General features: G+C 72.7%; 25 protein-coding genes and 6 tRNA genes. 25 read left to right on the forward strand and 6 right to left on the reverse strand.

Features of this window, described 5'->3' with window-relative positions; genetic code table 11:
* Positions 1-64 precede the first annotated feature (64 nt).
* On the reverse strand, positions 65-1258 hold the full coding sequence (locus AMOR_RS19425) for a cache domain-containing protein (protein ID WP_248353379.1): 1194 nt from the start codon (positions 1256-1258) through the stop codon (positions 65-67).
* Positions 1259-1370: 112 nt separating this feature from the next.
* Complete coding sequence (locus AMOR_RS19430; RefSeq protein ID WP_248353380.1) at positions 1371-1976, reverse strand: glutathione S-transferase family protein; 606 nt, start codon at positions 1974-1976, stop codon at positions 1371-1373.
* Positions 1977-2110: 134 nt separating this feature from the next.
* On the opposite strand from AMOR_RS19430, the gene AMOR_RS19435 reads away from it, so the two are divergent.
* Positions 2111-2983 carry an RluA family pseudouridine synthase gene (locus AMOR_RS19435; protein ID WP_248353381.1) on the forward strand — a complete coding sequence of 291 codons (873 nt, stop codon included), beginning with the start codon at positions 2111-2113 and terminating at the stop codon, positions 2981-2983.
* A gap of 61 nt (positions 2984-3044) precedes the next feature.
* On the opposite strand, the gene AMOR_RS19440 is transcribed toward AMOR_RS19435, so the two are convergent.
* Entirely contained in the window at positions 3045-3692 is a 648-nt protein-coding gene (locus tag AMOR_RS19440) for a CGNR zinc finger domain-containing protein (RefSeq protein ID WP_248353383.1), read from the reverse strand.
* Between the two features lie 92 nt (positions 3693-3784).
* On the opposite strand from AMOR_RS19440, the gene AMOR_RS19445 reads away from it, so the two are divergent.
* The gene (locus AMOR_RS19445; RefSeq protein ID WP_248353389.1) at positions 3785-3991 is read left to right on the forward strand and encodes a hypothetical protein; all 207 of its coding nucleotides are present in this window, start codon (positions 3785-3787) and stop codon (positions 3989-3991) included.
* Here AMOR_RS19445 and AMOR_RS19450 read toward each other — a convergent pair.
* Positions 3988-4632: a 4Fe-4S binding protein gene (locus AMOR_RS19450; RefSeq protein WP_248353390.1), complete on the reverse strand. Its 645-nt coding sequence runs from the start codon at positions 4630-4632 to the stop codon at positions 3988-3990. The two genes, AMOR_RS19445 and AMOR_RS19450, sit on opposite strands and share 4 nt — an antisense overlap.
* Positions 4633-4735: 103 nt before the next feature.
* Here AMOR_RS19450 and AMOR_RS19455 point away from each other — a divergent pair, with 103 nt between their 5' ends.
* On the forward strand, positions 4736-6757 hold the full coding sequence (locus AMOR_RS19455) for an ATP-dependent helicase (protein ID WP_248353391.1): 2022 nt from the start codon (positions 4736-4738) through the stop codon (positions 6755-6757).
* Positions 6758-6798: 41 nt separating this feature from the next.
* On the opposite strand, the gene AMOR_RS19460 is transcribed toward AMOR_RS19455, so the two are convergent.
* A complete protein-coding gene (locus AMOR_RS19460; protein WP_248353392.1) occupies positions 6799-8070 on the reverse strand; it encodes a WD40/YVTN/BNR-like repeat-containing protein in 1272 nt (423 codons plus the stop codon).
* 245 nt (positions 8071-8315) lie between these two features.
* Between AMOR_RS19460 and rplM the strand changes: the two genes are divergently transcribed.
* From rplM to AMOR_RS19545, 17 genes are all read left to right on the forward strand, one after another.
* Complete coding sequence (gene rplM, locus AMOR_RS19465; protein WP_248353393.1) at positions 8316-8765, forward strand: 50S ribosomal protein L13; 450 nt, start codon at positions 8316-8318, stop codon at positions 8763-8765.
* A gap of 12 nt (positions 8766-8777) precedes the next feature.
* Complete coding sequence (gene rpsI, locus AMOR_RS19470; RefSeq protein WP_248353394.1) at positions 8778-9170, forward strand: 30S ribosomal protein S9; 393 nt, start codon at positions 8778-8780, stop codon at positions 9168-9170.
* Positions 9171-9390: 220 nt separating this feature from the next.
* Positions 9391-10503, forward strand: a complete 1113-nt coding sequence (locus tag AMOR_RS19475) for a lysylphosphatidylglycerol synthase domain-containing protein (protein ID WP_248353395.1) — start codon at positions 9391-9393, stop codon at positions 10501-10503.
* Positions 10504-10586: 83 nt separating this feature from the next.
* Positions 10587-11894, forward strand: a complete 1308-nt coding sequence (locus AMOR_RS19480) for a type IV pilus twitching motility protein PilT (RefSeq protein ID WP_248353397.1) — start codon at positions 10587-10589, stop codon at positions 11892-11894.
* 76 nt (positions 11895-11970) lie between these two features.
* Complete coding sequence (locus AMOR_RS19485; protein WP_248353399.1) at positions 11971-12465, forward strand: regulatory protein RecX; 495 nt, start codon at positions 11971-11973, stop codon at positions 12463-12465.
* A gap of 198 nt (positions 12466-12663) precedes the next feature.
* On the forward strand, positions 12664-13458 hold the full coding sequence (locus AMOR_RS19490) for an outer membrane protein assembly factor BamD (RefSeq protein ID WP_248353400.1): 795 nt from the start codon (positions 12664-12666) through the stop codon (positions 13456-13458).
* Positions 13442-14254 (forward strand): nuclear transport factor 2 family protein, encoded by an 813-nt coding sequence (locus AMOR_RS19495; RefSeq protein WP_248353401.1) that lies wholly within the window; start codon positions 13442-13444, stop codon positions 14252-14254. The genes AMOR_RS19490 and AMOR_RS19495 overlap by 17 nt, the downstream gene beginning before the upstream one ends.
* 49 nt (positions 14255-14303) lie before the next feature.
* Positions 14304-14996: a tetratricopeptide repeat protein gene (locus tag AMOR_RS19500; RefSeq protein WP_248353402.1), complete on the forward strand. Its 693-nt coding sequence runs from the start codon at positions 14304-14306 to the stop codon at positions 14994-14996.
* A 101-nt stretch (positions 14997-15097) separates the two neighbouring features.
* Positions 15098-16153, forward strand: coding sequence for a selenide, water dikinase SelD (selD, locus tag AMOR_RS19505; RefSeq protein WP_248353403.1), 1056 nt, complete (start codon positions 15098-15100; stop codon positions 16151-16153).
* Between the two features lie 49 nt (positions 16154-16202).
* On the forward strand, positions 16203-16955 hold the full coding sequence (locus AMOR_RS19510) for an N-acetylmuramoyl-L-alanine amidase family protein (RefSeq protein ID WP_248353404.1): 753 nt from the start codon (positions 16203-16205) through the stop codon (positions 16953-16955).
* A gap of 56 nt (positions 16956-17011) precedes the next feature.
* The gene (rph, locus tag AMOR_RS19515; RefSeq protein ID WP_248353405.1) at positions 17012-17731 is read left to right on the forward strand and encodes a ribonuclease PH; all 720 of its coding nucleotides are present in this window, start codon (positions 17012-17014) and stop codon (positions 17729-17731) included.
* A 10-nt stretch (positions 17732-17741) separates the two neighbouring features.
* Positions 17742-18464 (forward strand): non-canonical purine NTP pyrophosphatase, encoded by a 723-nt coding sequence (locus AMOR_RS19520; RefSeq protein ID WP_248362561.1) that lies wholly within the window; start codon positions 17742-17744, stop codon positions 18462-18464.
* A gap of 71 nt (positions 18465-18535) precedes the next feature.
* Positions 18536-18609 (forward strand) — tRNA-Pro (locus AMOR_RS19525).
* Positions 18610-18679: 70 nt separating this feature from the next.
* Positions 18680-18756, forward strand: a tRNA-Arg gene (locus AMOR_RS19530).
* Between the two features lie 15 nt (positions 18757-18771).
* Positions 18772-18844 (forward strand) — tRNA-His (locus tag AMOR_RS19535).
* Between the two features lie 29 nt (positions 18845-18873).
* Positions 18874-18947 (forward strand) — tRNA-Arg (locus AMOR_RS19540).
* A gap of 120 nt (positions 18948-19067) precedes the next feature.
* Positions 19068-19140 (forward strand) — tRNA-Lys (locus AMOR_RS19545).
* An 85-nt stretch (positions 19141-19225) separates the two neighbouring features.
* Here the strand turns inward: AMOR_RS19545 and AMOR_RS19550 are convergent.
* Positions 19226-19633, reverse strand: coding sequence for a hypothetical protein (locus tag AMOR_RS19550; RefSeq protein ID WP_248353406.1), 408 nt, complete (start codon positions 19631-19633; stop codon positions 19226-19228).
* Positions 19634-19766: 133 nt separating this feature from the next.
* Between AMOR_RS19550 and AMOR_RS19555 the strand changes: the two genes are divergently transcribed.
* The 5 genes from AMOR_RS19555 to lon all read left to right on the forward strand — a co-directional run bounded on the left by AMOR_RS19555 (position 19767) and on the right by lon (position 26207).
* A tRNA-Leu gene (locus AMOR_RS19555) sits at positions 19767-19848 on the forward strand.
* 80 nt (positions 19849-19928) lie between these two features.
* A complete protein-coding gene (tig, locus tag AMOR_RS19560) occupies positions 19929-21221 on the forward strand; it encodes a trigger factor (RefSeq protein WP_248353407.1) in 1293 nt (430 codons plus the stop codon).
* A gap of 39 nt (positions 21222-21260) precedes the next feature.
* Positions 21261-21869, forward strand: coding sequence for an ATP-dependent Clp endopeptidase proteolytic subunit ClpP (gene clpP, locus AMOR_RS19565; RefSeq protein ID WP_248353408.1), 609 nt, complete (start codon positions 21261-21263; stop codon positions 21867-21869).
* Between the two features lie 87 nt (positions 21870-21956).
* A complete protein-coding gene (gene clpX / locus AMOR_RS19570; protein ID WP_248353409.1) occupies positions 21957-23195 on the forward strand; it encodes an ATP-dependent Clp protease ATP-binding subunit ClpX in 1239 nt (412 codons plus the stop codon).
* A 585-nt stretch (positions 23196-23780) separates the two neighbouring features.
* Complete coding sequence (gene lon / locus AMOR_RS19575; RefSeq protein WP_248362563.1) at positions 23781-26207, forward strand: endopeptidase La; 2427 nt, start codon at positions 23781-23783, stop codon at positions 26205-26207.
* Positions 26208-26288 lie beyond the last annotated feature (81 nt).

Genomic DNA, 26288 nt, shown 5'->3' on the forward strand with positions numbered 1-26288 from the left:
GGACCCCCGCCGCCTCCTCGATACGGAGCATGCGCCCGCGATCGCCGGGGAGCCTTGGCGAGCGTCAACCGTCGGAGGACAAAACGTCCTTGGCCGGCCCCGTATCTCCGGGACGCGACGCAACGTCGCGGTGCCGGCTCGGGAACAGCGCACGATCGAGGAGCGCCTCGAGGCGCGCGATCTCGTCGTCGGAGAGGTCCACGACACGCCCCGGCGGCAGCCGCTCGCGCGCCGCCTCCGCCTCGAGCCTGCGGCGAAGCCGCTCGAGGGGGGCGAACACGATCCGGTGGGTGGTGAGGCCGATCGCCGCGGCCAGCAGGACGCCGAGGGCGATGAGCACGAGGAAGACCTGGAGCGCCCCCGCGCGCATCGCGGAGTGAGGGGCGGTGAAGTCGTGCTGCACGAAGAGGCCGCCGACCTTCCGGCCCGCGGCGTCGCGCACCGGGAACACCCCGCGCACGAACGACCGGTCTCCGCGCACGAGCTCGCCCGAGAAGGCGCCGCCGTCCGGCACCGCGTCGAGGTCGCCGTCGAAGTCGATGATGCCGTCGGTGAACGTCGTCGTGTCCACCACGACCACGTCGGCCCGGTCGTTCCAGGTGTTCGCCCGCGGGCCGAGGACCTGCGCCCACGCCTTCTCGTCGAGGTACTTCTTCTTCACGAGGAGCCCGTACTCGTCGCCGGTGCGGGACTTCATCGTCGTGAGGAAGTGGTCGATCTCCTCGGCCAGCTCCATGTATCCGACGAGCTGGCCGCGGTGGTACCAGGGCCGCACGCACCGGAGCGCGAACGCCGTCCGGCCGAGCTCCTTCCCGGCCCCGAGGTCGCCCGTGTCCGCGGCGCGGCGGAGGGTGACGCGCTCGATCCGGTCGCCGGACAGCTCGGGCTTGTGCACGCGGAGGAAGACGGTCCGGTCCTCCGGCGCGATGAAGTACCAGTGCGTGATCCGGTCGCGCTCGCGCATCGTCGGGAAGAGCCGGTTCGCGAGCGCGAGCAGCCGCTCGCGATCCCGCGCCACGAACGCCTCCCGCAGCTCGTCGTTGGCGAGCAGCACGTCGAGGGTCGCCGCGAGCTTCTCGATCTCGCTCCGCTCCTGCGCATCGAACGCGTCGGCCGCGCGGCGCAGCGTCTGCAGCGCGCCGTCCTCGACCCGGCGCTCGAAGATGGCGGCCGCGAGGCGCGCGGAGCCCGCCGCGAACGCGACGGAGAGGACGGCGACGGCGAGCAGGAGCTTCAGCTGGAGCGAGAGCGAGCGCATGATGCGGGCGCGGTGCGCCCCGCCACGAACGTTACCATGGCGCCGCGCGCAGGGGTCCACCGCCCGTACGGGATCGCCGGGTGGGGAAACCGCGCACGGCGGGCGCGCGCCCTCAGTCCGCCGTGGCGCGCTTCCAGGCGGGCCGCGCCTTGAGGCGCCCGAGCCACGCCTCCACCGACGGCAGGCCGTCGAGGCCGCCCGCCAGCGCCTTGCCCCACGAGGTGCACGCGCCGGCGACGAGGTCGGCGACGGTGAACGCACCGCCCAGGAGGTAGGCGTTCCGGGCGAGGGGCGCCTCGAGCGCGGCGGCGGCGGCGAGGAACCGCTTCCGCGCGTCGGCGATCGCGGCGGCGTCCCGCTCCGCCTCGGGGCGACGGTTCTGCCGGGAGATCTCGCCGAGCGGCGGCTCGAGCTCCGTCTCGGCGAAGAAGAGCCACTGGTACGCGGCGGCGCGGCCGGCGGTCCCCGGCGGCGGCACGAGGCCCTTCTCCGGGAAGCGCTCGGCGAGCCAGAGGCAGATCGCGGCGGACTCGAACAGCGTGACGTCGCCGTCCTCGAGGGCGGGCACGTGCCCGAGCGGCTGCCGCGCGAGGTGCTCCGGCGTCCGCGTCTCGCCCTTCGACGGATCGAGCCGGACGAGCTCGTAGGGCACGCCCAGCTCCTCGAGCATCCAGCGCGGCCGGGTGGCCCGGGTGCGCGGCACGTAGTAGAGCTTCATCGGTGTCCTCTCCTGGTGATCGTCCTTCGAAGCCGGCGCGGCCCGTCCGCCCTCGTCGTACGAGGCCGGCACCGGGGCGTCAAGGAGAAGGGCCCCCGCGGGACCGCGCGCCGGCGCGGACGGAGACCGTCGAGGTGCCGCGGAGCGACGCCGGCGAGCGGCTCGACCGCTTCCTCTCGCGCGCGCTCGCGCTGCCGGTGGAGCGGATCCGGTCCCTGGTCGCGGCGGGCAGCGTGCGGATCCGCGGGAAGACCTGCTCGCCGCACCGGAAGCTGTTCGGCGGCGAGGCGATCGACGTCGCGCGGCCGGCCCCCGTCGCCGCGGCCGCGAGCGGCCCCGAGCTCGTCGTGCTGCACGACGACGCCGACTGCCTCGTCGTGGCGAAGCCGGCGGGGCTCGCGGTGGAGCCGTCGCGAATCGGCGGGCCGTCGGTCGTGACCGCGGCGAGCCGGCTCGGCGCCTTCGACGTGGACGGGCGCGCCGTGCCCGGGCTCCCGCACCGGCTCGACCGGGACACGACGGGCGCGCTCCTCCTCGCGCGGAGCGATCGCGCCCTCGCGGCGCTGCGCGCCGCCTTCGAGGCGGGCCGCGTCGAGAAGGACTACCTCGCGCTCGTGGCGGGCGCGCCGCCGGACCGCGGCCGGCTCGACACGCCGTACGCGCGGAGCCCCGCCGATCCGCGCCGCTTCACGACCCGCGTGCCCTCCGCGCGCCGCGCCCGCCTCTCGTTCGAGGTCGCGGCGCGGCTCGAGGGGGCGGCGCTCCTCCGCGTCGCGCTCGAGACCGGGCGCACCCACCAGATCCGCGTGCAGCTCGCCGAGGCCGGTTGGCCCGTGCTCGGCGACCCCGTCTACGGCGTCCCGTCGCCGGTGATCGCCCGCCAGGCGCTCCATGCCGAGCGGCTCGCGTTCCCGCGGCCGGCGGACGGCGCGCGCGTCGAGGTCCGCGCGCCCGTGCCGGACGACCTCGCCCGCGCGCTCGAGGCGCTCGGGGGCGGCCCGCGGTAGAGGCGAGACGGCTCCGGGCGGGCGGCCGCGATCCTCCGCGGCCCGGTCGCCGGCCCCCGCGTCAGCCGTCCTCGCCGCCGCGCGTGCGGCGGTAGTGACGCCGCGCCTTCGCTTTGTTCCCGCAGTCCTTCATCGAGCACCAGCGCCGGGTCCCGCTCCGCGTCTCGTCGACGAAGAGCCAGCTGCACTCGTCGCTGTCGTAGAGCCCGCACACGCGCACGCGGGCGAGGTCTGCGCCGGACGTGAGGACCTCGGCGGCCGAGGCCATCACGGGCCACAGCGGTGCGTCGAGCGCGTCGCCGGGCTCGTCCCACCCGAGCGCGAAGCCGGCGTCGCGCGGGTCGAGCCGGCGGTGGGCGAGGGCGCGGCCGACCGCCGACGAGATCCGCGCGACGTCGTCCGCGGCCGGAGCGCCGCCCCGGGTGCGCGCGAGGAAGATCCGGTAGAGCGCCTCGCGAACCGCGAGCGCGTCGCGCAGCGCCGCGTCGGCGTCGGCCGGCCTCCGCCGCGCCTCGGCCATCAGCGCGCGGGCGCGGCGGTCGTCGAGCGCGCCGGCTTGGCGCGCGAACGCCACGAGATCCGCGTACGCGTGCAGGTGCTCCTTCGGCGAGACCCCGCGCATGCCGCCCTGCGTGTTCACGAAGTCGAGGGCGAGCCGGCCGCCGCTCAGCTCGAAGGTCCACTCGGTCCTGGTCGCCGCCGTCCCCATGTAACCGCCATGGTGCCACTTGACAGGTTAGAAGGCCAGCTCCAGACTCATAACCGTCAAAGTCGCAGTATGCCGGTTAAGCGAGGTGTCCCATGACGGTCTTCCCGAACGTGACCCGGAACGTCTCGATGCACGCCGCGGCGCGGCGCGACCGCTGGCGCGTCCTGCGCGACCTGCTCGGCGGCCTGCTGATCGTCGCGGTATGGCTCTTCCTGTGGGGCTGGGTCGCGGTCGGCGTCGTCGCGCCGCTCGGCCGCACGTCCGGCCGTCCGGCCGCGGCGGAGCGGGTCGGGACCTAGCGCACGTCCGCGCGCCGCGGCGCGATCGCGCCGGCCCGGCAGAGCGGGGCGCAACGCCCGCACCCGGTGCAGCGGCCGCCGTCGATCTCGACGGCGTCGCCGCCGGGGTCGGAGAGCGCCACGCACCCGAGCCCGAGGCACGCGCCGCAGCGGTTGCAGCGGGCACGCTCCACCGCGAGCGGCGCCGTCCGTGGCCCGCCCCGGGCGCAGGCGACGAGCGCCACGAGGGCGGCGCCGGGCGTGGCGGCGGCGACCAGGCGCTCCGCCTCGGCGGGCGAGGCGTCGGGCGGGACGAGGACGACGCGCGCGCCTGCGGCCGCGAGGGCCGACGCGACCCCGGCGGCGCGGTGCGGGCCGCGATCGGCGATCGCGAGGAGGGCGCGACCCCGCGCCGCCTCCACGAGCGCGGCGGGGCGGGCGAGCGCCTCGGCGGCCCCGGCGAGGCGGGCGCGGCGCGCCTCCGGCGACGGCGGCCTCGCGCCGGGGGCGGGATCGCACCCGAGCCCGCCCTCCACGTCGAGCGCGGCGCGGCGGAGCGCGCGCAGGAGGCCGAGCTGCGCGCACCCGGCGCAGCCCGGATCCTCGAGCGGACGGCCTCGCGCGGCGATGCGGGGCCGCGGCGCGGGCGCGTCGGCGGGCACGGCGGGATGTTACCAGCGCGGCCCGCCGCGCCGCCTCCCCCGCCCGCGGATTTTCAAGTCTTGTCTCGGCGGCCGGGGGCGTGTGAGAACGCGGCCCCGCTCCATGCTCGACCTCTCCACCCTCAACCCGCCGCAGCGCGAGGCGGTGATGACCACCGAGGGGCCGGTCCTCGTGCTCGCGGGGGCGGGCTCGGGCAAGACCCGCGTCATCGCGCACCGGGTCGCGTACCTGCTCGTGAAGGGCGTGGATCCGGAGTCGGTCCTCGCCGTCACCTTCACCAACAAGGCGGCCGGCGAGATGCGCGAGCGGGTGGCCGCGCTCGCAGGGCCGCCCGGGGTGGACGTCTTCGTCTCCACCTTCCACAGCTTCGGCCTGTGGCTGCTCCAGCAGGAGCACAAGCTCGCCGAGCTGCCGAAGCGCTTCGCGATCTGCGACGCCGGCGATCAGCTCGCGCTGGTGAAGCGCTGCATGCGCGAGGTGTCCGTCGACGACCGGAAGTTCGACGCGCACCGCGTGCTCGCCGCGATCTCGAAGGCGAAGAACGCGGGCAAGAAGCGGATCGCGGTCCGCGAGGCAGGGCAGGGCGACGACTACGATCTCGTCGCCTCGGAGGTCTTCCCCCGGTACGAGAAGGCGCTCCGCGCCATGCGGGCGGTGGACTTCGACGACCTCATCGCGCGGCCGGTGGCGCTCCTGGGCCGCGACGAGGCGCTCCAGGCGAAGTACCAGGAGCGCTTCCGGTACCTGCTCGTCGACGAGTACCAGGACACGAACCTCGCGCAGCTCGAGCTCCTGAAGCACGTCGCGGGCGATCGCCGGAACGTCTGCGCCGTGGGCGACGACGACCAGGCGATCTACGGCTGGCGCGGCGCGGAGGTGAAGAACATCCTCCGCTTCGACCGGCACTTCCCCGGCGCGAAGGAGATCCGGCTCGAGCAGAACTACCGCTCGACGGGGCACATCCTCGCGTGCGCGAACGCGGTCATCGCGAAGAACGCGGCGCGCAAGCCCAAGGCGCTGTTCACGGAGTCCGGGCCCGGCGAGCCGGTGCGCGTCGTCGCGCTCGCGGAGGAGGAGGACGAGGCGCGCTTCGTGGCCGAGGAGATCGCGCGGCAGCGCGCCGAGGGCCGGCCGTGGAGCCACTTCGCCGTGCTGTTCCGGCTGAACGCCCTCTCGCGCCCCTTCGAGGAGGCGTTCCGGGAAGGGTCCATGCCGTACGTGATGCACGGCGGCCCCGCCTTCTTCGACCGCTCCGAGGTCCGCGACCTCCTCGCGTACCTGAAGCTCTGCGTCCAGCCCGAGGACGACGTCTCCCTGTCCCGGATCGTGAACGTGCCGGCGCGCGGGATCGGCGACACCTCGCTCGAGCGAGTCCACGACTGGGCGATCGCGCAGAGGGTCCACCTGTTCGAGGCCCTCCGCCGCGCGCCCGAGGTGCCGGAGCTGCCCCGCGGCGCGGCGGAGAAGATCGCCGGGTTCGTGGCGGTCATCGAGCGCTACCAGGCGCGCTTCGCCGAGCGCGGCAACATCGCGGAGGTCGCGCGGGGGCTCGTCGCCGAGGTGGACCTCTACACGCACGTCCGCGCGAGCGTGCAGTCGCTCGAGGCCGGCGCGCGGAAAGTCGACGCGCTCGACGGCCTCCTCCGCTCCCTGGAGGGCTACGCACAGCGGAACGCGCGACCGAACCTCGCCACCTGGCTGCAGCGGCTCGCCCTCGACTCGCGCGACGAGGAGGACCCGGCCCAGGAAGGCGGCATCACCCTCATGACGCTCCACGCGGCGAAGGGCCTCGAGTTCCCGGTGGTGTTCCTCGTGGGGGCGGAGGAGGACTACCTCCCCTGCGCCGGGATCCAGGGCGAGGCGCGAGACCTCGACGAGGAGCGCCGCCTCGCCTACGTCGGGATCACCCGCGCCCGCGAGCGGCTCTACCTCACGCGCGTCGCGACCCGGACCAAGCGCGGGAAGCTGCTGCCGCGGACGCCGTCGCGCTTCCTCGACGACCTCCCCGCCGGCGCTCACGAGAAGGTGGACCCGGAGGCGCTCGCCGCCCCGCCGCAGGAGGTCGCGGCGCACACCGAGAACGTCATGGCGGCGCTCCGGGCGCGCCTCGGGGCCTCGAAGTAGCCGGGCCGGCCATCCCGGCGCGCCGGTCCCGCCCGCCCGGATCAGGGTGGCGACAGCAGCACGTACCCGAGGCCTCCGGCGCCGAACCCGGCACAGTTCACGACCTGCACCACCGCCTCGCCCGTGGGGAGCTGGAAGTAGACGTCGGCGCGCGCGGTCGCCGTCGGGTCGAGCTGTGGGCACGAGAAGACCTCGCGGAACGAGACGCCGTCCGGCGACGCGAAGAGGTGGGCGGACGCGTCCGGGTACACGTCGCCGGTCGGCTCCCGCGCCGCTCCGACGAGGTAGCCGCCGCCGTCGAGCGCGCGGATGGAGTAGCTCGGCCCGGGGAGCTGGAAGTGCTGCGCGTAGGCCCCGCCGAACGAGAGGGTGACGACGTTCGGCGGGAGCGCCTGCCAGAGCGTGTCGAGGCCGCCGAGCAGGCCCTGCGCCGTCGGGACCGCCATCACGAGCACCCCGCCGTCCAGCGGGCCGCGGACGAGCGTCATGGTGCGGCCGCCGTCGAGCGACAGGTACGTGCCGCCCTGGAGGTCTCCATAGAACGTCCAGAGCGCGCCCGCCGCGGGGTCCGCGAGGAGCCCGTGGCCGTGCCGGTGCGTCGTCGTGACGTTGCGGACCGACCAGGTCCGCCCGTCGTCGTCGCTCGCCCAGAGCCGGATGGGGACGCTCTGGCCGGTGAACGCCTGGTACTCGATGGCGAAGACCTCGCCCCCGAGCTCCGCGACGCTCGCCGGCGTCAGCAGCCGGTACTTGCCGAGGGGGAGGACGACGCTCCAGGTCCGCCCGCCGTCGGATGATCGCGAGATCGCGTGGCTCCCGTCCGCCCCGATCGTGTCCGCGAGCAGCGCGCCGCTCCGGAGGGGGATGACGAGGAAGAAGACGCGCCCCGTGGGCTGGGCGGCGCGGAGCGTCCACGTCCGCCCGTCCGCGCTCGCGTAGAGCTGATCCGGCGCGTCGTCGAGCCGCTGGCCGTACGAGGTGCCGTCCGCGCCGACCGCGAAGAACCGGACCTTCCCCTCCGTGTAGGTCGCGGCGAGCGGCGCGCCCCGGCCGCCGCCCGGGCCCGCGCCCCCGCCCGATCCGCTCCCGCCGGCCGAGGTCGTTCCGCCGGCGCCCGGGGTCGTCCCGCCGCCGCCGGGGGTCGTCCCGCCGCTTCCAGGGGTCGTCCCCCCGCCTCCCGGGGGCGTCCCGCCCGACCCGCTCCCGGCTCCGCCGGTGGGCGTCCCTGCGCCGATCGGATGATCGCCCCCTCCACCGCATCCCACGATCGCGAGCGCGATCGCCGCCGCCGCCGCCCACCCGCCCGTTCGCATGTCGCCTCCTCCGGCGGCGAACCTGCGACCGGCCAGGCTTGGGCGCCGGTCTGCTGGAGGGGCCGAACGACCGCTCTTGTGGGTTTCGGGGAGAGCAGTTACAGTCCGCGCCCGCTCGCGCCTACCGGCCCGCGGCGGCGTGCCGTGTCCCAAGGGGGCGCGGTACGGGGGCGATGACGCTTGACAAGCGCGCGTCCCTCCTCTAAAAGGCGCGTTTCCAATTTCGGGATTCCGCAGGTTTATCCATGTCCAAAGGCACCACGCACAGCGCCACCCGCGCCGAGGCCCTCAACGGTCGGAAGTGGTGGGTCGTCGACGCCACCGACCTCACCGTCGGCCGCGCCGCGAGCCGCATCGCCTCGATCCTCAAGGGCAAGCACAAGCCGGCCTACACGCCGTCGCTCGACACCGGCGACTTCGTCGTCGTCGTGAACGCCGGGAAGGCCCGCTTCACCGGGAAGAAGGAGGAGGACAAGACCTTCTTCACCCACACGATGCACCCGGGCGGCGCGAAGCACACGCCGATGAACAAGCTGCGGGAGAAGCACCCGGAGCAGATCATCGAGAACGCCGTCCGCCGGATGCTGCCCCGCACCGCGCTCGGCCGGCAGATGCTCACGAAGCTCAAGGTCTACGCGGGCGACACGCACCCGCACGCCGCGCAGAAGCCCGAGGCGCTGAACCTCGCGCAGTAAGGGAATCGATCGATGGCTACCCAGGCGAATCTCATCGTCGGCCGCCGCAAGGAGGCGGTCGCACGCGTGCGGCTCTCTCCCGGCACCGGGAACATCACCATCAACGGCCGCACGATGGACGAGTACTTCGGCCGCGAGACGTCGAAGATGATCCTCGTCGAGCCGCTCAAGCTCGTCGACCAGATGGGCAAGCTCGACGTGTTCGTGAACGCGCGGGGCGGCGGGCTCTCCGGCCAGGCCGGCGCGATCCGCCACGGCATCAGCCGCGCCCTGTGCGAGCTGAACGCCGAGTTCCGCCCGGTCCTCAAGAAGGCCGGGTTCATGACCCGCGACGCCCGCGCCGTCGAGCGCAAGAAGTACGGTCGTCCGGGCGCCCGCAAGCGCTTCCAGTTCTCGAAGCGCTAGAGCGCAGGACGCTTCACCCCACACGGCCGGCCCGCGCATCGCGCGGCGCCGGCCGTCGTGTTTCGCGCGCTCGACGGCCGGTCGGACCGCCTCGCCGATCCGCCCGGTGCGCCGGCCGTCGGGGCGCCGGTGGCCACCTTCAGGGAATGGAGCTCCGTGGCCGGCAGGAGCGCTCGCCGCTCGACGGGCTCGGGGCGATCCGACGCGAAGGAGACCGGTCGTGGTGAAGCGGTCGAACCACGACCGGGCGGGGCGGCCCCCGCGCCGCCTCGGCCGCGCCGTGCTCGTCGCCGTCGCGGTCGCGGCGAGCCTGGCGCTCGTGCTCCTCGTCTTCTTCCGCGTGGGCTGGGAGGGCGGTCCGAGACTCGCGCCGCGCTTCGAGCTCGCCGGGTTCGTGCGACGGCTCCCGGAGCACCGGCGGTGGCTCGGGCCGTTCGCGCTCCTCACCGCGCTGCTCCCCGCCTGGCGCGCCCTCGTCTGGCGCCTCGTCCTGCCGGAGCCGCCGGCACGGTACCGGGACGCGTTCCACGCGACCGCCCTCGGGGCGCTGGTCCACAACACGGTGCCGGGCAAGGTCGGGCCGCTCGCCGCGGCCTGGCTCCTGGCGCGGTTCGCCGGCGCCCCGTTCGGCGCGGCGCTGTCGTCGCAGCTCCTCGCGAAGCTCCTCGAGCTCGCGGCGGTCGTCGCGCTCGGCGCCGTGGCGGCGGCGGCGCGCGGCGGCCACGGTGCGGCGCTCCGGGCCGCGCTCGCGGGCGCCGGGCTCGTCGCGGTGCTCGGGCTCGCCCTCGCCGTCCTCGTCCGGCGCGGGCGCGCCGTCGCCCTCCGGCTCGCGGATCGGCACCCGCGCGCGTCGGCGTTCGTCGGCGCCGCGTCGGAGGGCGTCCGGGGCGCGGGGTCCGCGGCCCGGCTCTCTCGCGCGTTCGCGGCCGCGCTCCTGCCGCCGCTCACCTCGGCGGCGGCGTACGCGCTCCCGCTCGCCGCGTTCGGCGTCGACGGCGCGCCGGCGGGCGGCGCCATCATCCTCGCGCTCGTGACGTTCGGGCAGCTCACCCCGGGGCTGCCGGTCGGCACCGGCGTCTACTACGCCCTGGCGGCGTACGCGGCGCGCCGCCTCGGCGCGAGCGCCGAGCAGGCCGCCGCCCTCGCCGTCCTCACCCACCTCTCGACGGTCGCGACCCTCGTGCTCGTCGGCCTCGCCTCCGCGCTCGTCCGCCGCGGCGCGCTCGCGGACCTGCTCCGGCGGCGGCGCGCGGTCGCGCGGGGCCTCTCCGGGTCCTCCGGGTCCTCCGACGGTGAAGATCCGGGCGCGGCGCGCTCACGAACACCCACATGAACCGCCGAGGTCGTGGGGCGTCTCCGTCCCGCGGGCCCGGCATTGGATCCGCTCGGATCGCGGTGCTACCCTCCGTGATCGCGATGGAACTCAACGAGATCCTGCAGGTCGCGCTCCGCGCCGGCGCCTCGGACATCCACCTGAAGGCGGGCCTCCCGCCGATGTTCCGGGTGGACGGCTCGCTCGTGCCGCTCAAGGACGCCCGCCGCCTCCCGCCCGAGGAGATCGCGCGGATGGCCTTCGGGATCATGAACGAGTACCAGAAGGAGAAGTTCAAGCAGACGAACGAGGTCGATCTCGCCTACGGCGTCCCCGGCCTCGGCCGCTTCCGCGTGAACGTCTTCCAGCAGCGCGGCACGATCGGCGTCGTCCTCCGCGTCATCCCCTTCAAGATCCAGTCCATCGAGCAGCTCATGCTGCCGAAGGTGCTCGAGAAGGTCGCGGGCGAGCAGCGCGGCCTCGTCCTCGTGACCGGCACCACCGGCTCCGGCAAGTCCACGACGCTCGCGGCGATGATCGATCACGTCAACGCGACCGAGACCTGCCACATCATGACGATCGAGGATCCCATCGAGTTCCTCATCCGCGACAAGCGCTCGATCGTGAACCAGCGCGAGGTGGGCGTCGACACGATGAGCTTCGGCCAGGCGCTGAAGAGCGCGCTGCGCCAGGACCCCGACGTGATCCTCGTCGGCGAGATGCGAGACCTCGAGACGATCGAGACCGCCCTCACCGCCGCCGAGACCGGCCACCTCGTCATGTCGACGCTCCACACGCTCGACGCGACGGAGACCATCAACCGGATCATCTCGGCGTTCCCGCCCTACCAGCAGAAGCAGGTCCGGCTCCAGCTCAGCTCCGTGCTCCGCGCCGTGATCAGCCAGCGGCTCGTGCCGCGCGCCGACGGCAAGGGGCGCGTCCCCGCGATCGAGGTGCTCCTCGCCACCGGCCGCGTCCGCGAGCTCATCGAGGACAAGGACCGGACGAAGGAGATCAACGAGGCGATCTCACAGGGCCACACGACCTACGGGATGCAGACCTTCGATCAGTCGCTGATGTCCCTCCTCAAGTCGAACCTCATCTCGTACGAGGAGGCCCTGCGGCAGGCGTCGAACCCGGACGACTTCGCGCTCCGCGTCTCCGGCATCAGCAGCACCTCCGACTCCAAGTGGGACTCGTTCGAGAAGGCGCCCGAGCCCGCCCCGCAGCCCGCCGCCGCTGCGGCGCGCCCGGCGGCTTCGGCCCGCCCGCCCGCGCCGCCCGCCGGACCGGCGGCCGCGCTCGGCCGCCTCACGCCGGGACGCCCCGCGGCGCCCGCCGCCGGGCGGCCCGCCACGCCGCCTGCGCCCGGCGCGGGCGGTGACGACGACTTCCAGATCGAGAGGTTCTGATCGGGACGGGGCGTGCCGCCCCGTCCCGCCGTGCCCACCGCCGCCGTGCAGATCATGACGTGCTAGCTTCGCCGCGATGGCGTCCGAAGAGACCCCCCTCGCCCGCGCGAAGGCCATCGCCCTCCGCCAGCTCGCGACGCGGATGCGGACCGAGGCGCAGCTCCGCGCCCGGCTCGCGAAGGACGACCTCGACGGAGAGGCCGACGCGGTCATGGCCTGGCTCCGCGGCCTCGGCTACCTGGACGACGCCGCGTACGCCCGGGCGCGGGCGCGCGGGCTCGTGTCGCGAGGCGCGGGGCCCCGGCTCGCGGAGCGGCGGCTGGTGGCGGAGGGCATCGGGCCCGCGGCGGCGCGCGACGCCATCGCGGCGGCGATGACCGGGGATGGCGAGACGGACCGGCGCGCGGCGGAGCTGGAGCTGTGCCGCGCGCTGGCGGCGCGGCGCTCGCGCGGGGTCGCCCTCGAGGACCTCGACGACCGAGGCCGGCGGCGCCTCGCGCGCTTCCTGCTCGGGCGCGGGTTCGCGGGCTCCGTGGTCTCGGCGGTGCTGGGCGTCTACACGGACGGGTGAGAGCACGGGGAGGGGGCCCCCGCGCAGCGGGGGAGGGGCGGAGCCCCTCGCCGCGGGGACCTCGCGCGTGCCCGCGAACGCGGGCGCGCGAGGTCACGGGCCTCGCGGGGGGGCAGGGGCGGGGCTCCGACGGCTTTGCCGGCGGGGCGGGGCGGCACGCCCCCGTGGCAGCCGTTCCTCTGTTATTCTCCCGGCCCCATGCGCCGGATCGCCTCCCTCGCGGCCCTCACCGCCCTCGTCGCGCTGTCCGCGGCGTGCACGACCAAGCACACCACGTTCACCGGCGAGCTGAAGCTCGGGAAGTCGGCCGAGGAGAACTACGCCGCCGGCGTGGACGAGCTCAAGGCGAAGAACTACCCGGAGGCGGTGAAGTTCTTCGAGTACGTGAAGTCGAAGTTCCCCTTCACGAAGTACGCGGCGCTCGCCGACCTCCGCCTCGCCGACGCCAAGTTCGACCAGGACCGGTTCGCCGAGGCGGCCGAGTCCTACAAGCAGTTCGTGACGCTCCACCCCACGAGCGAGGACGTGGACTACGCCGAGTACCGGGCCGGCCTCTCCTACTTCAAGGACGCGCCGGGCGACTTCGCGCTGTTCCCGCCCGCGTACGAGAAGGACCAGCGCCAGACCGAGAAGGCGGTGCAGACGCTCGAGGACTTCCTCAGGACGCGGGAGGGGAAGGACTCGCAGTGGGTCCAGGAGGGGCGCAAGGTCCTCGCCGAGGCGAAGGCCCGGCTCGCCGCGCGCGAGTGGTACGTCGCCGAGTACTACTGGTCGCGCGAGAAGTGGGCCGGCGCCGCGGGGCGCTACGAGAACCTCGTGAAGCAGTACCCCGGATCCCGCCACGAGGCGGAGGCGCTCTGGAAGATGGCGAAGGCGTACGAGCGGCTGAAGGAGAACTTCCGCGCGCGGACCGCGCTCCAGCAGCTCATCGTGAAGCACCCGGACGATCCGCGCCGGGCGGAGGCCGAGAAGCTCCTTGCCGCGCTCCGGTGAGCCGCCCCGGCCGGGCGGCCCGTTCGAGCCGCGCGCCCGCGAGGCGCGCCGCGCACGGCACGCCAAGATCGGCGCCCCGTACCTCGTCCCCGCCGCGCTCGCGCTCGCGGCGGCGCTGCTGCTCTGGCGCAACTGGGACCGGCTGACCGCGGTCGATCTCCCGGTCGCCATGGCGAGCCCCGAGACGCAGGTGAAGGAGGCGCTCCTCCACCAGGATCGCGCCCAGCTCGGCGACGTGTACGGCTGGAAGTCCGGCGGCACCGTCGAGCTGTACCCGGTCCGCTACCCCGAGGTCGCCGTGCAGCTCGACGAGGGCGGGAAGGCCGCCCACGTCCTCGCGCTCGTGGAGGGCGAGGGGCGGGTGACCTGGCGCGACGAGCGGGCTCGGATCGCCTACATCGGCCGCGAGGCGTTCGGCATGACGCCCTGCTCCATCGCGCTCTGGTGCGGGGACGGGAGGCAGCTCGACAACCTGCGCGGCGTGCTCACGACCCTGTTCCGGCGCGAGGACGCCTTCAACGCGCGCGACCCGGCGGCGTACGAACGCGTGGTGTCCGAGCGGTACCGCGGCCGGGGCGGGAAGGCCGCGCTCCTCGCCCGGCTCCGGGAGGACCTCGCCGCCGGCCCGAAGGCGCGCGTCCGGATCGAGGCCTGGCAGATCCGGGTCGAGCGCGAGCGGGCGGAGGTCGGCGAGGACTACGACATCGAGATGGAGGGGCGCCCGCCGGCGCGGCTCCGCGCCCGCTACGTCCTCGCGCGCGAGGGCGAGCGCTGGGCCATCGTGGACGGCCTTTGATAGCGGTGCCCGCGGGCCGGTGTAGACTCGCCCAGGCCGGGAGGACGCCATGGACGACACCCTGAAGCAGGCCCTCGCGCTCGGGCGCGGCTACTACCTCAAGAAGGAGTACGGGCTCGCCGAGCAGTACCTGACGCAGGTCGTGGAGCACAACCAGTCGTTCGCCGACGTCTACAACATGCTCGGCGTCATCTACCACGACCAGGGGCAGTACCAGAAAGCGCTCCGCGCGTTCGAGGCGGCGCTCCGGATCAACCCCGGGTACACCGACGCGGCGCTGAACCTCGCCGTCACCTACAACGACACCGGCAAGTACAAGGAGGCGCAGGAGACCTACCGTCACGCGCTCTCCCGCTCCGGCGCGTCGCACGGCAAGCTCGACCGGTTCGTGCAGGGCAAGCTCGCGAACATGTACGCCGAGATCGGCGACGTGTACCTCTCGTCCGGCATGTACCCCGAGGCGATCGAGGAGTACCGGCGCGCGCTCGCCCTCGGCCCCGCCTTCGTCGACATCCGCGCGAAGCTCGCAGGCGCGCTCCGGGACGCGGGCCAGCGCGAGGCGGCGATCGCGGAATACGAGGAGGTCGTCCGTCAGTCCCCGACCTACGTGCCGGCGCGACTCAACCTCGGGCTGTCCCTCTACGCTGCGGGCCGCAAGGAGGACGCGACGAAGCAGTGGCAGCGCGTCCTCGAGATCTCGCCCGGGAACCGCAACGCCGAGATGTACCTCCAGATGAGCTGATGGAGGCGGGGGCGGCCCGCCCGCCCCGCCGGCTCGCTTCGCTCTCGGGCCCCCCGCGCCGTCGTTGCCCGGGCGCCGGGCCGGCGGTATGGAACGGGCCCATGACGGAGACCGAGAAGACGGTCCGGCTCACGAGCCTCAGCCACGGCGCGGGTTGAGCCTGCAAGATCCGCCCGGCGGATCTGGCGCAGGTCCTGCGCCGCTTGCCCGAGGTGAAGGACCCGCGCGCGCTGGTGGGACACTCCACGCGCGACGACGCCGCCGTGTACGCGCTCGACGGGTCCGACGACGCCGTCGTGGAGACCGTCGACTTCTTCACGCCGGTGGTGGACGACCCGTACTGGTTCGGCCGCATCGCCGCCGCGAACGCCTTCTCGGACATCTGGGCGATGGGGGCACGGCCGCTGTTCGCGCTCAACCTCGTCGGCTGGCCGGTGAAGACGCTGCCGCTGGACATGCTCGGCGAGGTGCTCCGCGGCGGCGCGGAGTCGGCCCGGCTCGCCGGCGCGCCGGTGCTCGGCGGCCACAGCATCGACGACCCCGAGCCGAAGTACGGGATGGCGGTGACCGGGATCGTGAAGCGGGACCGGGTGCTCCGGAACGTCGGCGCCCGCCCCGGCGACCGGCTCGTCCTCACCAAGCCGCTCGGCTCCGGGATCGCCACCACCGCCATCAAGCGGGGGATCGCGTCGCCCGCGCTCGTCGAACGCGTCGTCGAGCTCATGGCCGGGCTGAACCGCGCCGCGGGCGAGGCGCTCGCCGCGAGCGGCGCCGTGCACGCGCTCACGGACGTGACGGGCTTCGGCCTGCTCGGGCACGCGTGGGAGATGGCGGAGGGCTCCGGGGTCGCGCTCCGGCTGCGTGTCGCCGCGATCCCGGTGCTCGACGGCATCGCCGAGCTCGCGGCGAAGGACGTGGTCCCGGGCGGCTCGAAGGCGAACCTCGCCTGGGTCGAGCCGAACGTCGAGTTCGGCGCGGCCGTCGGGCCGGAGCTGCGGATCGTCCTCGCGGACGCGCAGACCAACGGCGGCCTCCTCGCCGCCGTCGACGGGGCGCGCGCCGACGGCGTCCTCGCGGCGCTCCGGGACGCGGGCGTCCCGGCGGTCGAGGTGGGAGAGGTGCTCCCCGGGGAGCCGCCGCGCCTCGTCGTGTCGTAGGGCGGCGCCTCGGGTCCGCGGCGGCGCTCTGGTAGTATCGGGCGCGCCGATGCTCGCGCCCGCCGCCGCGCTCCTCCTCGCCCTCGCCGCGGGCGCCGCGCCTCCGGCGTTCGTCGCCGTGATCGATCCGGGCCACGGAGGCGTCCAGGAGGGCGCGATCTCGCCGCGCGGCGTACGCGAGTCCGACCTCGCCCTCGAGATCGCGCGGCGGGTCGCGGCGCGGCTCCGGAAGATGGGGGCCAAGGTCATCCTCACGCGGACCGGCGACATCGCGGTGCCGATGGCGAACCGGGCCGCGATCGCGAACGCGATCCGGGCGGACCTGTTCGTCTCCATCCACCTGAACTCCATGCCGACGGTCGAGGCGCGGCGGGTGACCACCGGCGTCGAGACGTACTTCCTCTCCGCCGACGCGACCGACACGCACGCGAGCGCGGTCGCCGCCCGCGAGAACGCCGACCGTCTCGCGGGCGATCCGGAGCCGGACCCGAACGATCCGGTCGGGGCGATCCTGTCGTCGCTCGAGGACGCGGCGAGCCTCGAGGGCTCGTCGCGGCTCGCCTACGCCGTGCACGACCGGCTCGTGTCGTCGACGGGCGCCCTCGACCGCGGCGTGAAGCAGGCGCCCTTCTACGTGCTCGCCGGCGCGCGCATGCCGGCGGTGCTGGTCGAGGTCGGCTTCATCTCGAACGAGGGCGAGGCCGAGCGGCTCCGCGCGAAGGACTACCAGGAGAAGGTCGCCGCCGCGCTCGCGGACGGGATCGCCGTGTTCCGGAAGGAGACGCGGGCGGCGAGGAGGTAGGGCGCCCGCGGCCGAGAAGCATGGCGCGCCGCGCGCGCGCGTGCTATCTGCGCCCGATGCGAACGAACGGGCGCGGCGACCGGGATCTCCGCAAGATCGCCCTCGAGGCGGGCTTCTCGAAGCACGCCGAGGGCTCCTGCCTCGCGCGGTTCGGCGACACGCACGTCCTCTGCACGGCGTCCATCGACGACAAGGTCCCCCCGCACGTGTACGGCACGGGCGCCGGGTGGGTCACCGCCGAGTACGGCATGCTCCCGCGCTCCACGCACGAGCGGATGCAGCGCGAGGCCGCGCGCGGGAAGCAGCAGGGCCGGACGCTCGAGATCCAGCGGCTCGTCGGCCGCGCGCTCCGCGCCGCGGTGGACCTCCGCGCGCTCGGGCCGCGGACGATCACCCTCGACTGCGACGTGATCCAGGCCGACGGCGGGACGCGCACCGCCGCGATCACCGGCGCGTACGTCGCGCTGGTGCTCGCGGTGCGATCGCTCCAGCGCTCGAAGAAGCTCGCCGGGGATCCGGTGAAGCGGAGCGTCGCCGCGGTGTCGGTCGGGATCGTGGGCGGCCAGGTCTGCCTCGACCTGGATTACGCCGAGGACTCCACCGCCGAGGTGGACATGAACGTCGTCGCGACCGGTGACGGCGCGCTCGTCGAGGTGCAGGGGACCGCGGAGGGGAAGCCGTTCCCGCGCGCCGACCTCGACCGGATGCTCGACGCCGCGCTCGAAGGCATCGCCAGGCTCAAGGCGCTGCAGGACCTGGCGCTGCGGGTGGGGTAGGGGACCCGTGCTGCGCCTCTTCTTCGGGACGACGAACCCCGGGAAGTTGCGCGAGCTGCGCCGCCTCGTGGCGGGGCTGCCGGTCGTGGTGGTCTCGCCGGACGACCTCGGGCGGGCGGTGCCGGAGGTGGAGGAGGACGGCGCCACGTTCCAGGCCAACGCCGAGAAGAAGGCGAGCGCGTGGGCGCGGTGGTCCGGCCTCCACACGCTCGCGGACGACTCCGGGCTCTGCGTGGACGCCCTCGGCGGCGCACCGGGCGTCCACTCGGCGCGGTGGTCCGATCTCGGGGGCGGCGGGCCGGCGAGCCCGGTCTGCGAGCTCGCGGGTGCGGCGGAGGCGGAGCTCGGTCCGGTCGCCGGGCGCGCCGCCCGCGACGAGCGGAACAACGACAAGCTGCTCGCCTCCCTCGGGGGCGTGGAGGACGCGCGCCGCGGCAGCGAGTACGAGGCGGTGCTGTCGCTCGCTCGCCCGGACGGCGGCATCGAGGCGAGCGTCACCGGCGTGTGCCGCGGCCGGATCGGGCACGCGCGCCGGGGGACCGGCGGGTTCGGCTACGACCCGCTCTTCGTGCCGGAGGCGGAGCTCGCGCGCGCGGCCCGCGAGCCGGGCCGGCCGGCGCGGACGATGGCGGAGCTCTCCGCGGAGGAGAAGGACGCGCTCTCCCACCGGGGCGCCGCGTTCCGGCAGATCCTCCCGGTGCTCGCGCGCCTCGCCGGCGCTCGGCGCCCTTGACGCGGGGGCGGCGGTCCGCTACAGACGGGCGTTCTCGGAAACGGCGGGCGCCTCGGGCTCCCGCGCAGTTCCGGGGCGTAGCGCAGCCTGGTAGCGCGCCTGCCTTGGGCGCAGGAGGTCGCGGGTCCGAATCCCGCCGCCCCGACTCTTTGACAGCTTGGTGGATGGCCGGGACGCGATGATGCGTTCCAACGCCGGACGGATGAAGCGCTTCAGCGCCCGTAGCTCAGATGGATAGAGCGTCGGCCTTCGAAGCCGCAGGTCGGGGGTTCGATTCCCTCCGGGCGCGCCAGTTTCTTGGTTTACGGTGAGTATAGCTCAATCGGTAGAGCACTGGACTGTGGATCCGGGGGTTAAGGGTTCGAGCCCCTTTACTCACCCTCAGTATTTCGCTGCGGCGATGCAGGTTGCGCCCGTAGCTCAGCTGGATAGAGCAGCGGCCTTCTAAGCCGCGGGTCGGGGGTTCGACTCCCTCCGGGCGCGCAGATCCGGCTGCGAAGGCGCAGAGCTTCACCTCGACGTTCCGTCCCAGGCACGGGACGTTGACAGCATCCAAGGGGGCTGCTAGATACGCGGCCCCTCGGCCATCCCGAGAAGAAGTTCGGGCGCGTAGCTCAACTGGCAGAGCAATGGACTCTTAATCCATAGGTTGAAGGTTCGATTCCTTCCGCGCTCACAAGAAACCCCCGGAGATCGCTCTCCGGGGGTTTTCCTTTTCGAGGGGGCGCGCCGCGCGGCGATCCGCTTCCGCGTACCGGCCGTCAGTCCTTCTTGCCGCCCTGGATGACGCCGAACCGGGGCCGCTTCTTCTCCGGCGCCCGCAGGACGCCGCCGTGCACCGACGGCCACGGGAACGCGCAGTCGAACCGTCGCCCCCGGAAGGTGAGGTTGCAGCGGACCCCCCACTCGTCGAGGAGCACCTCGGGCGTGTCGCGGCCCACGACGAGGTTCACGCGCACGAGGGCCTCCTCGTGCAGGTACTCGGGCAGCTCGACGCCCGGCGCGCTCGGCTCGACGATCAGCGACTCGATCGCGGCCGCGGTCCGGCAGGCCTCGAGCATGTCGGACCAGCGGCGGCGGAGCCTCAGGAGCTCCAGCGCGCCCTGGCCCCAGGCCGGACACTCCGGCGTGCACGGCGCCTCGGAAGCGTGGTCATGGTGCAAGTCCACCCAGCCCTGTCTACTACAGGACGAGGCCACCCGTCGCGGCGCGTGGTAAACGTCTGCCGCGGCGGCGCTCGCGACGGCGGGCGGACCGTCGTCCGGGGGCCGGGCGGTCGGCGCGAAAGGACCTCCGATGACCGGGCGGGTGGCGGAACTGGCAGACGCGCTGGACTTAGGATCCAGTGCCGAAAGGCGTGAGGGTTCGAGCCCCTCCCCGCCCACTTCACGCTTGACCCCGATATCCCCTCGCACGTAGCACTACCGCCTTTCTCGCCGTCCTCTCGCAAAGGTCGAATCCCACATGAAGATCCAGGTCGAAACGGTCTCCCCCATCGAGCGGAAGGTCACCATCGAGGTGGACCCCGAGCGCGTCGCCAAGGAGCTCGAGCGCGCGTACACCGGCCTCTCCCGTCGCGTGAAGCTCCGCGGCTTCCGCCCCGGCAAGGCGCCCCGCAAGGTGCTCGAGCGCCAGTTCAAGTCCGAGGTCGAGAGCGAGGTCGCCCAGCGGATCGTCACCGAGACGTTCGCCGAGGCCGTCCGCGTCGAGGATCTGCCCGTCGTCGCCGCGCCGAGCGTCTCGATCGCGGAGGGCGTCGCCGAGGGGAAGGGGATGAAGTACTCGGCCCGCGTCGAGGTGAAGCCGAAGCTCGAGCCGAAGGACTACCGCGGCCTCGAGGTCACGCGGAAGCCGCCCGAGGTCACCGACCAGATGGTCTCGGACGAGCTCACGAAGCTGCAGGACTCGATGGCCCAGCTGGTGCCGGCGGAGGGGCGGTTCGAGGCGCAGGAGGGCGACTGGGCGGTGATCGATCACGAGGGGACGATCGACGGCCTGCCGTTCGAGGGCGGCAAGGCCGAGAGCGTCACCGTGAAGGTCGCGCCGGGGCCGGTGGCCGAGGGCAACCTCGGCCAGCTCGCCGGGAAGAAGCTCGGCGAGACCGTCGAGATCGACGAGCCCTTCGCCGAGGACCACCGCAACCCGGCGCTGCGCGGCAAGACCGCGCACATGAAGGTGACGCTGAAGGAGCTCAAGGTGCGGCAGCCTCCGGCCGTCGACGACGCGCTCGCGAAGGAGGTCGGCATCGAGGGCGTCGAGACGCTCGAGCAGCTCCGCGGGCGGATCCGGTCCGACCTCGAGAAGCGGGAGAAGCGCCGCGCCGAGAACGAGCTCAAGGACGCGCTCGTGAAGGCGGCCCTCGGGAAGAACGAGTTCGAGGTGCCGCCGGCGCTCGTCGAGCGGGCCATCGACACGATGATCGAGGGCGCGGCCGAGCGGTTCGCGCGCCAGGGGATCGACATCCGGCGGCTCGAGCTCGACATCGCCCGGATGCGCGCCGACCTGCGCGAGCAGGCGCTCCTCCAGGTCCGCGGCGCGCTGCTCCTCGAGGCGATCGCCGACGCGGAGAAGGTCGACGTCACCGACGAGGACTTGCAGGCCGAGGCCGCCCGCATCGCCGACGAGCTCGGCATGCCCCTCGCGAAGGTCCAGCAGCAGGTCCGCGGCAAAGAGGCCCGCGAGGCCCTAAAGAACCGGATCAGGGAGGAGAAGGCCCTTGCCCTGCTCTCCTCCGCCGCTAACATCAAGTCGTCCTGATCGCGCGCGCCGCGCGCGTCCGAGAAGAGGAGCCGAGCGATGCCCTACATCCCGATGCCGTACGTCGTCGAGCAGACGCACCGCGGCGAGCGCAGCTACGACATCTACTCGCGCCTCCTGAAGGACCGGATCGTCTTTCTCGGCACGCCCGTGGACGACGACGTGGCGAACGTCGTCATCGCGCAGCTCCTGTTCCTGGAGTCCGAGGACCCGGACAAGGACATCAACCTCTACATCAACAGCCCGGGCGGCTCCGTCACGGCGGGCCTCGCGATCTACGACACCATGCAGTACGTGAAGCCACAGGTCTCGACGATCTGCCTCGGCCAGGCGGCGAGCATGGGCGCCTTCCTGCTCGCCGGCGGCGCCGCCGGCAAGCGGTTCGCGGTCCCGAACGCCCGCATCATGATCCACCAGCTCTCGGGCGGGTTCCAGGGGCAGGCGAGCGACATCGAGATCCAGGCGCGCGAGGCGCTCCGCCTCAAGGCGAAGCTGAACGAGATCCTCGCGCGACACACGAAGCAGCCCCTCGAGCGCATCGAGCGGGACACGGATCGGGACTACTTCATGGGGCCTGGCGAGGCGAAGGAGTACGGCCTCATCGACGACGTCATCACCAAGAAGGCGACGGAGAAGAAGCCGCAGTAAGATTGAGGGGCAGGGCGAGGCGCCGGTGGGCACCCTCAGGGGCAGCAGCCAGGAGAGCGGGCTCGCATTTTCCGAAGGAGAGTGACCGTGGAGAAGCGCGAGACCCTGAGCTGCAGCTTCTGCGGCAAGTCGCAGAAGGAAGTGAAGAAGCTCATCGCCGGGCCGACGGTCTACATCTGCGACGAGTGCATCGGGCTCTGCAACGACATCATCGCGGAGGAGATCGCGGGCGAGGAGAAGCGTGAGCAGAAGCTCCGCGTCCCGCGCCCCTCCGAGATCAAGACGATCCTCGACGAGTACGTCGTCGGGCAGGAGCGGGCGAAGAAGACGCTCGCGGTGGCGGTCCACAACCACTACAAGCGCATCGAGAGCCGCGTCGCCATCGACGACGTCGAGCTGCAGAAGTCGAACATCCTGCTCCTCGGCCCGACCGGCTCCGGCAAGACGCTCCTCGCCCAGACCCTCGCCAAGATCCTGAACGTCCCGTTCACGATCGCCGACGCGACGACGCTCACCGAGGCCGGCTACGTCGGGGAGGACGTCGAGAACATCATCGTGAACCTGCTGCAGGCCGCCGATCACGACATCGAGCGGGCGCAGAAGGGCATCGTCTACATCGACGAGATCGACAAGATCGCCCGCAAGAGCGAGAACCCGTCGATCACGCGCGACGTGTCGGGCGAGGGCGTCCAGCAGGCGCTCCTCAAGATCATCGAGGGCACGGTCGCGAACGTGCCGCCGAAGGGCGGCCGCAAGCATCCGCAGCAGGAGTTCCTGCAGGTCGACACGACGAACATCCTCTTCATCTGCGGCGGCGCGTTCTGCGGGCTCGAGCAGATCGTCGAGCGGCGCTCGGGCGGCCGGAACCTCGGCTTCGGCTCCGACGTGAAGTCGAAGACCGAGAAGAACATCGGCGAGCTCCTCTCCCTCGTCGAGCCCGACGACCTCCTCAAGTTCGGGATGATCCCCGAGTTCGTCGGCCGCCTGCCGATCATCACGAGCCTCGAGGAGCTCGACGAGAAGGCGCTCGTCGACATCCTCACGAAGCCGCGGAACGCGCTCGTGAAGCAGTACAAGAAGCTCCTCGAGATGGACGGCGTGAGCCTCAAGTTCACCGACGGCTCGCTCGTCTCGATCGCGAAGGCGGCCATGAAGAACAAGGCCGGCGCGCGCGGTCTCCGCGCGATCCTCGAGAACGCGATGCTCGACATCATGTACGACGTGCCGAGCCGGCGGAACGTCCGCGAGATCGTGATCTCCGAGGACGTCATCGAGAAGCACGAGGCGCCGCTCGTGGTGATGCAGAAGGAGGCGGAGAGCGCCTAGCGCGCCCCCTCGCCACACGGGAGCTCCACGCGCGGGCGGCCCCAGGGCCGCCCGCGGTCGTTTCGGCAGGGCGCCTGCGAGGCGATCGGCGCCTCATCGAGGCGGCGATCCAGGTCGGCCAGGTATCGCAGCGTCGCCGCCGCGGCGAACGCGACGACGCGGACCCGGCCCCGTTCCGGTTCGTGCCGATCTACCCGGATCGGGACGGAGACGGTGTGGGAGCCGCACCGCGCCAGGCGGTCGGCCGTCTCGGCTCCGACCTCCCGCCCGGCACGTCGATCTTCGGTTTCGACCCGGACGACGCGGACCCCGCGCGGTCGGACGATGCGGAAGCCGAGGAGTTGCTGCTGACTGCGCGCCGGCCCGCTCCGCGCGGGCGTGGTGCCGGATGGGGTGCAAGCGGACGCTCGTCGGAGCGGGCGCGGCACACGCCCTCGTGCCGCGCTCGTGCCGGCCGACGCCGGCTCGCGCGCAGCGTGCAGACGATCCGAAGAAGCGCGGCTCGCCGGGTGTTAAGTGAGTTAGTCTCCACCCGCGCCGCGGACGCCTGCGCGCGCCCTCCGAAGGAGTAGAACGACCGTGCCCATTTTCTCGCGCAGCGACGACGGGAAGAAGGACGGGAAGAAGAGCCGTACGCTCCCGCTCCTGCCTCTCCGCGACATCATCGTGTTTCCGCACATGGTGGTGCCGCTCTTCGTCGGCCGTCAGAAGTCCATCGCCGCCCTCGAGGAGGCGATGGCCCAAGACAAGGCCGTGCTCCTGTGCGCCCAGAAGAAGGCGAAGACGAACGAGCCGAGCGCCGACGACATCTTCGCCGTCGGCACGATCGGATCGATCATCCAGCTGCTCCGGCTCCCCGACGGCACCGTGAAGGTGCTGGTCGAGGGGAAGCAGCGCGCCCGCGTGAAGCGGTTCCTCGACTCCGAGCGGTTCCTGCTCGTCGAGGCCGACGACATCGAGGAGCAGAGCGATCGCACCGTGGAGCTCGAGGCGCTGATGCGCTCGGTGCACTCGACGTTCGAGGCCTACGTCAAGCTCAACAAGCGCATCCCGCCGGAGATGCTCACGAGCGTCGCGAGCATCGACGACCCGGCGCGCCTCGCCGACACCATCGTCGCGCACCTGTCGCTCAAGCTGAACGACAAGCAGTCGATCCTCGAGACCGAGTCGCCCGCGAAGCGGCTCGAGAAGCTCTACGAGCTGATGCAGGGCGAGATCGAGATCCTGCAGGTCGAGAAGAAGATCCGGACTCGCGTCAAGAAGCAGATGGAGAAGACGCAGAAGGAGTACTACCTCAACGAGCAGATGCAGGCGATCCAGAAGGAGCTCGGAGAGCGCGACGAGTTCAAGAACGAGATCCAGGAGCTCGAAGAGAAGATCAAGAACAAGAAGATGTCGAAGGAGGCCACCCTCAAGGCCAAGAAGGAGCTCAAGAAGCTCAAGATGATGAGCCCGATGAGCGCCGAGGCCACGGTGGTCCGCAACTACATCGACTGGATCCTCTCGCTCCCCTGGTACGACTACACCGAGGACAAGCTCGAGATCCCCGAGGCGGAGCGCATCCTCGACGAGGATCACTACGGGCTCAAGAAGCCGAAGGAGCGCATCCTCGAGTACCTCGCGGTGCAGAAGCTCGTCGACAAGATCCGTGGCCCGATCCTCTGCTTCGTGGGGCCGCCTGGCGTCGGCAAGACCTCGCTCGCGAAGTCCATCGCACGCTCGATGAACCGCCGCTTCATCCGGATCAGCCTCGGCGGCGTCCGCGACGAGGCGGAGATCCGCGGGCACCGGCGCACGTACATCGGCGCGCTGCCCGGGAAGATCATCCAGTCGCTGAAGAAGGCGGGCTCCGGGAACCCGGTGTTCCTCCTCGACGAGGTGGACAAGATGTCCACCGACTTCCGCGGCGATCCCTCCGCGGCGCTCCTCGAGGTGCTCGACCCCGAGCAGAACCACAACTTCAACGATCACTACCTCGACCTCGACTACGACCTCTCCAAGGTCATGTTCATCTGCACGGCGAACACGATGGGCGGGATCCCGTTGCCGCTGCAGGACCGCATGGAGGTCATCCGGATCGCGGGCTACACCGACCTCGAGAAGCTGTCGATCGCCCAGCGCTACCTCATCCCGAAGCAGAAGGAGCTGAACGGGCTCGAGCAGGTGCCGGTGGAGTTCAAGCGCAGCGCGCTCAAGGCGCTCGTGCACAAGTACACGAAGGAGTCCGGCGTCCGCTCCCTGGAGCGCGAGGTCGGCTCGATCTGCCGGAAGATCGCGAAGGACGTCCTCAAGAACGGCCAGGTCGACGGCAAGACGTACATCGTCGGCGAGAAGGCCGTGCAGCGGTACCTCGGCCCGCCGCGGTTCCGGTACGGCACGGCGGAGGAGCAGGACCAGATCGGGCTCACCACCGGGCTCGCCTGGACCGAGCTCGGCGGCGAGCTGCTCACCGTCGAGGTGCAGGTGATGCCCGGCAAGGGCAAGCTGATGATCACCGGCAAGCTCGGCGAGGTCATGCAGGAGTCCGCCCAGGCGGCGATGAGCTACGTCCGCAGCCGCGCCGAGCTCCTCGGGCTCGACAAGCGGTTCCTCGAGAACATCGACATCCACGTGCACGTGCCCGAGGGCGCCATCCCGAAGGACGGGCCGTCCGCCGGCATCACCATGGCGACGACGCTCGTGTCGGCGCTCTGCCGGATCCCCGTCCACAAGGACGTCGCGATGACCGGCGAGATCACGCTCCGCGGCCGCGTGCTGCCCATCGGCGGCCTCAAGGAGAAGGTCCTCGCGGCCCACCGCGGCGGGATCAAGAAGATCCTGATCCCGAAGGAGAACCAGAAGGACATCCGCGAGATCCCGAAGAAGGTCCGGGACGCGCTCACGATCGTGCCGGTCGAGCACGCGGACGAGGTCCTCCGGGAGGCGCTCGTCCTCGAGCGGCCCGAGGGCTTCCTGAAGAAGCCGGAGCCCGCGCCCGCGGCGCAGCCGCCCGAGGCGACCGCGCAGGCGTAGCTGGTCCACGGAAGACGCATCGAGCGCCCGGCCGTCCACGGCCGGGCGCTCTTTCTTTGCCGCGCGCGCGTCGTGGTAGAC

The organism is Anaeromyxobacter oryzae (assembly GCF_023169945.1).
Classification (GTDB): domain Bacteria; phylum Myxococcota; class Myxococcia; order Myxococcales; family Anaeromyxobacteraceae; genus Anaeromyxobacter; species Anaeromyxobacter oryzae.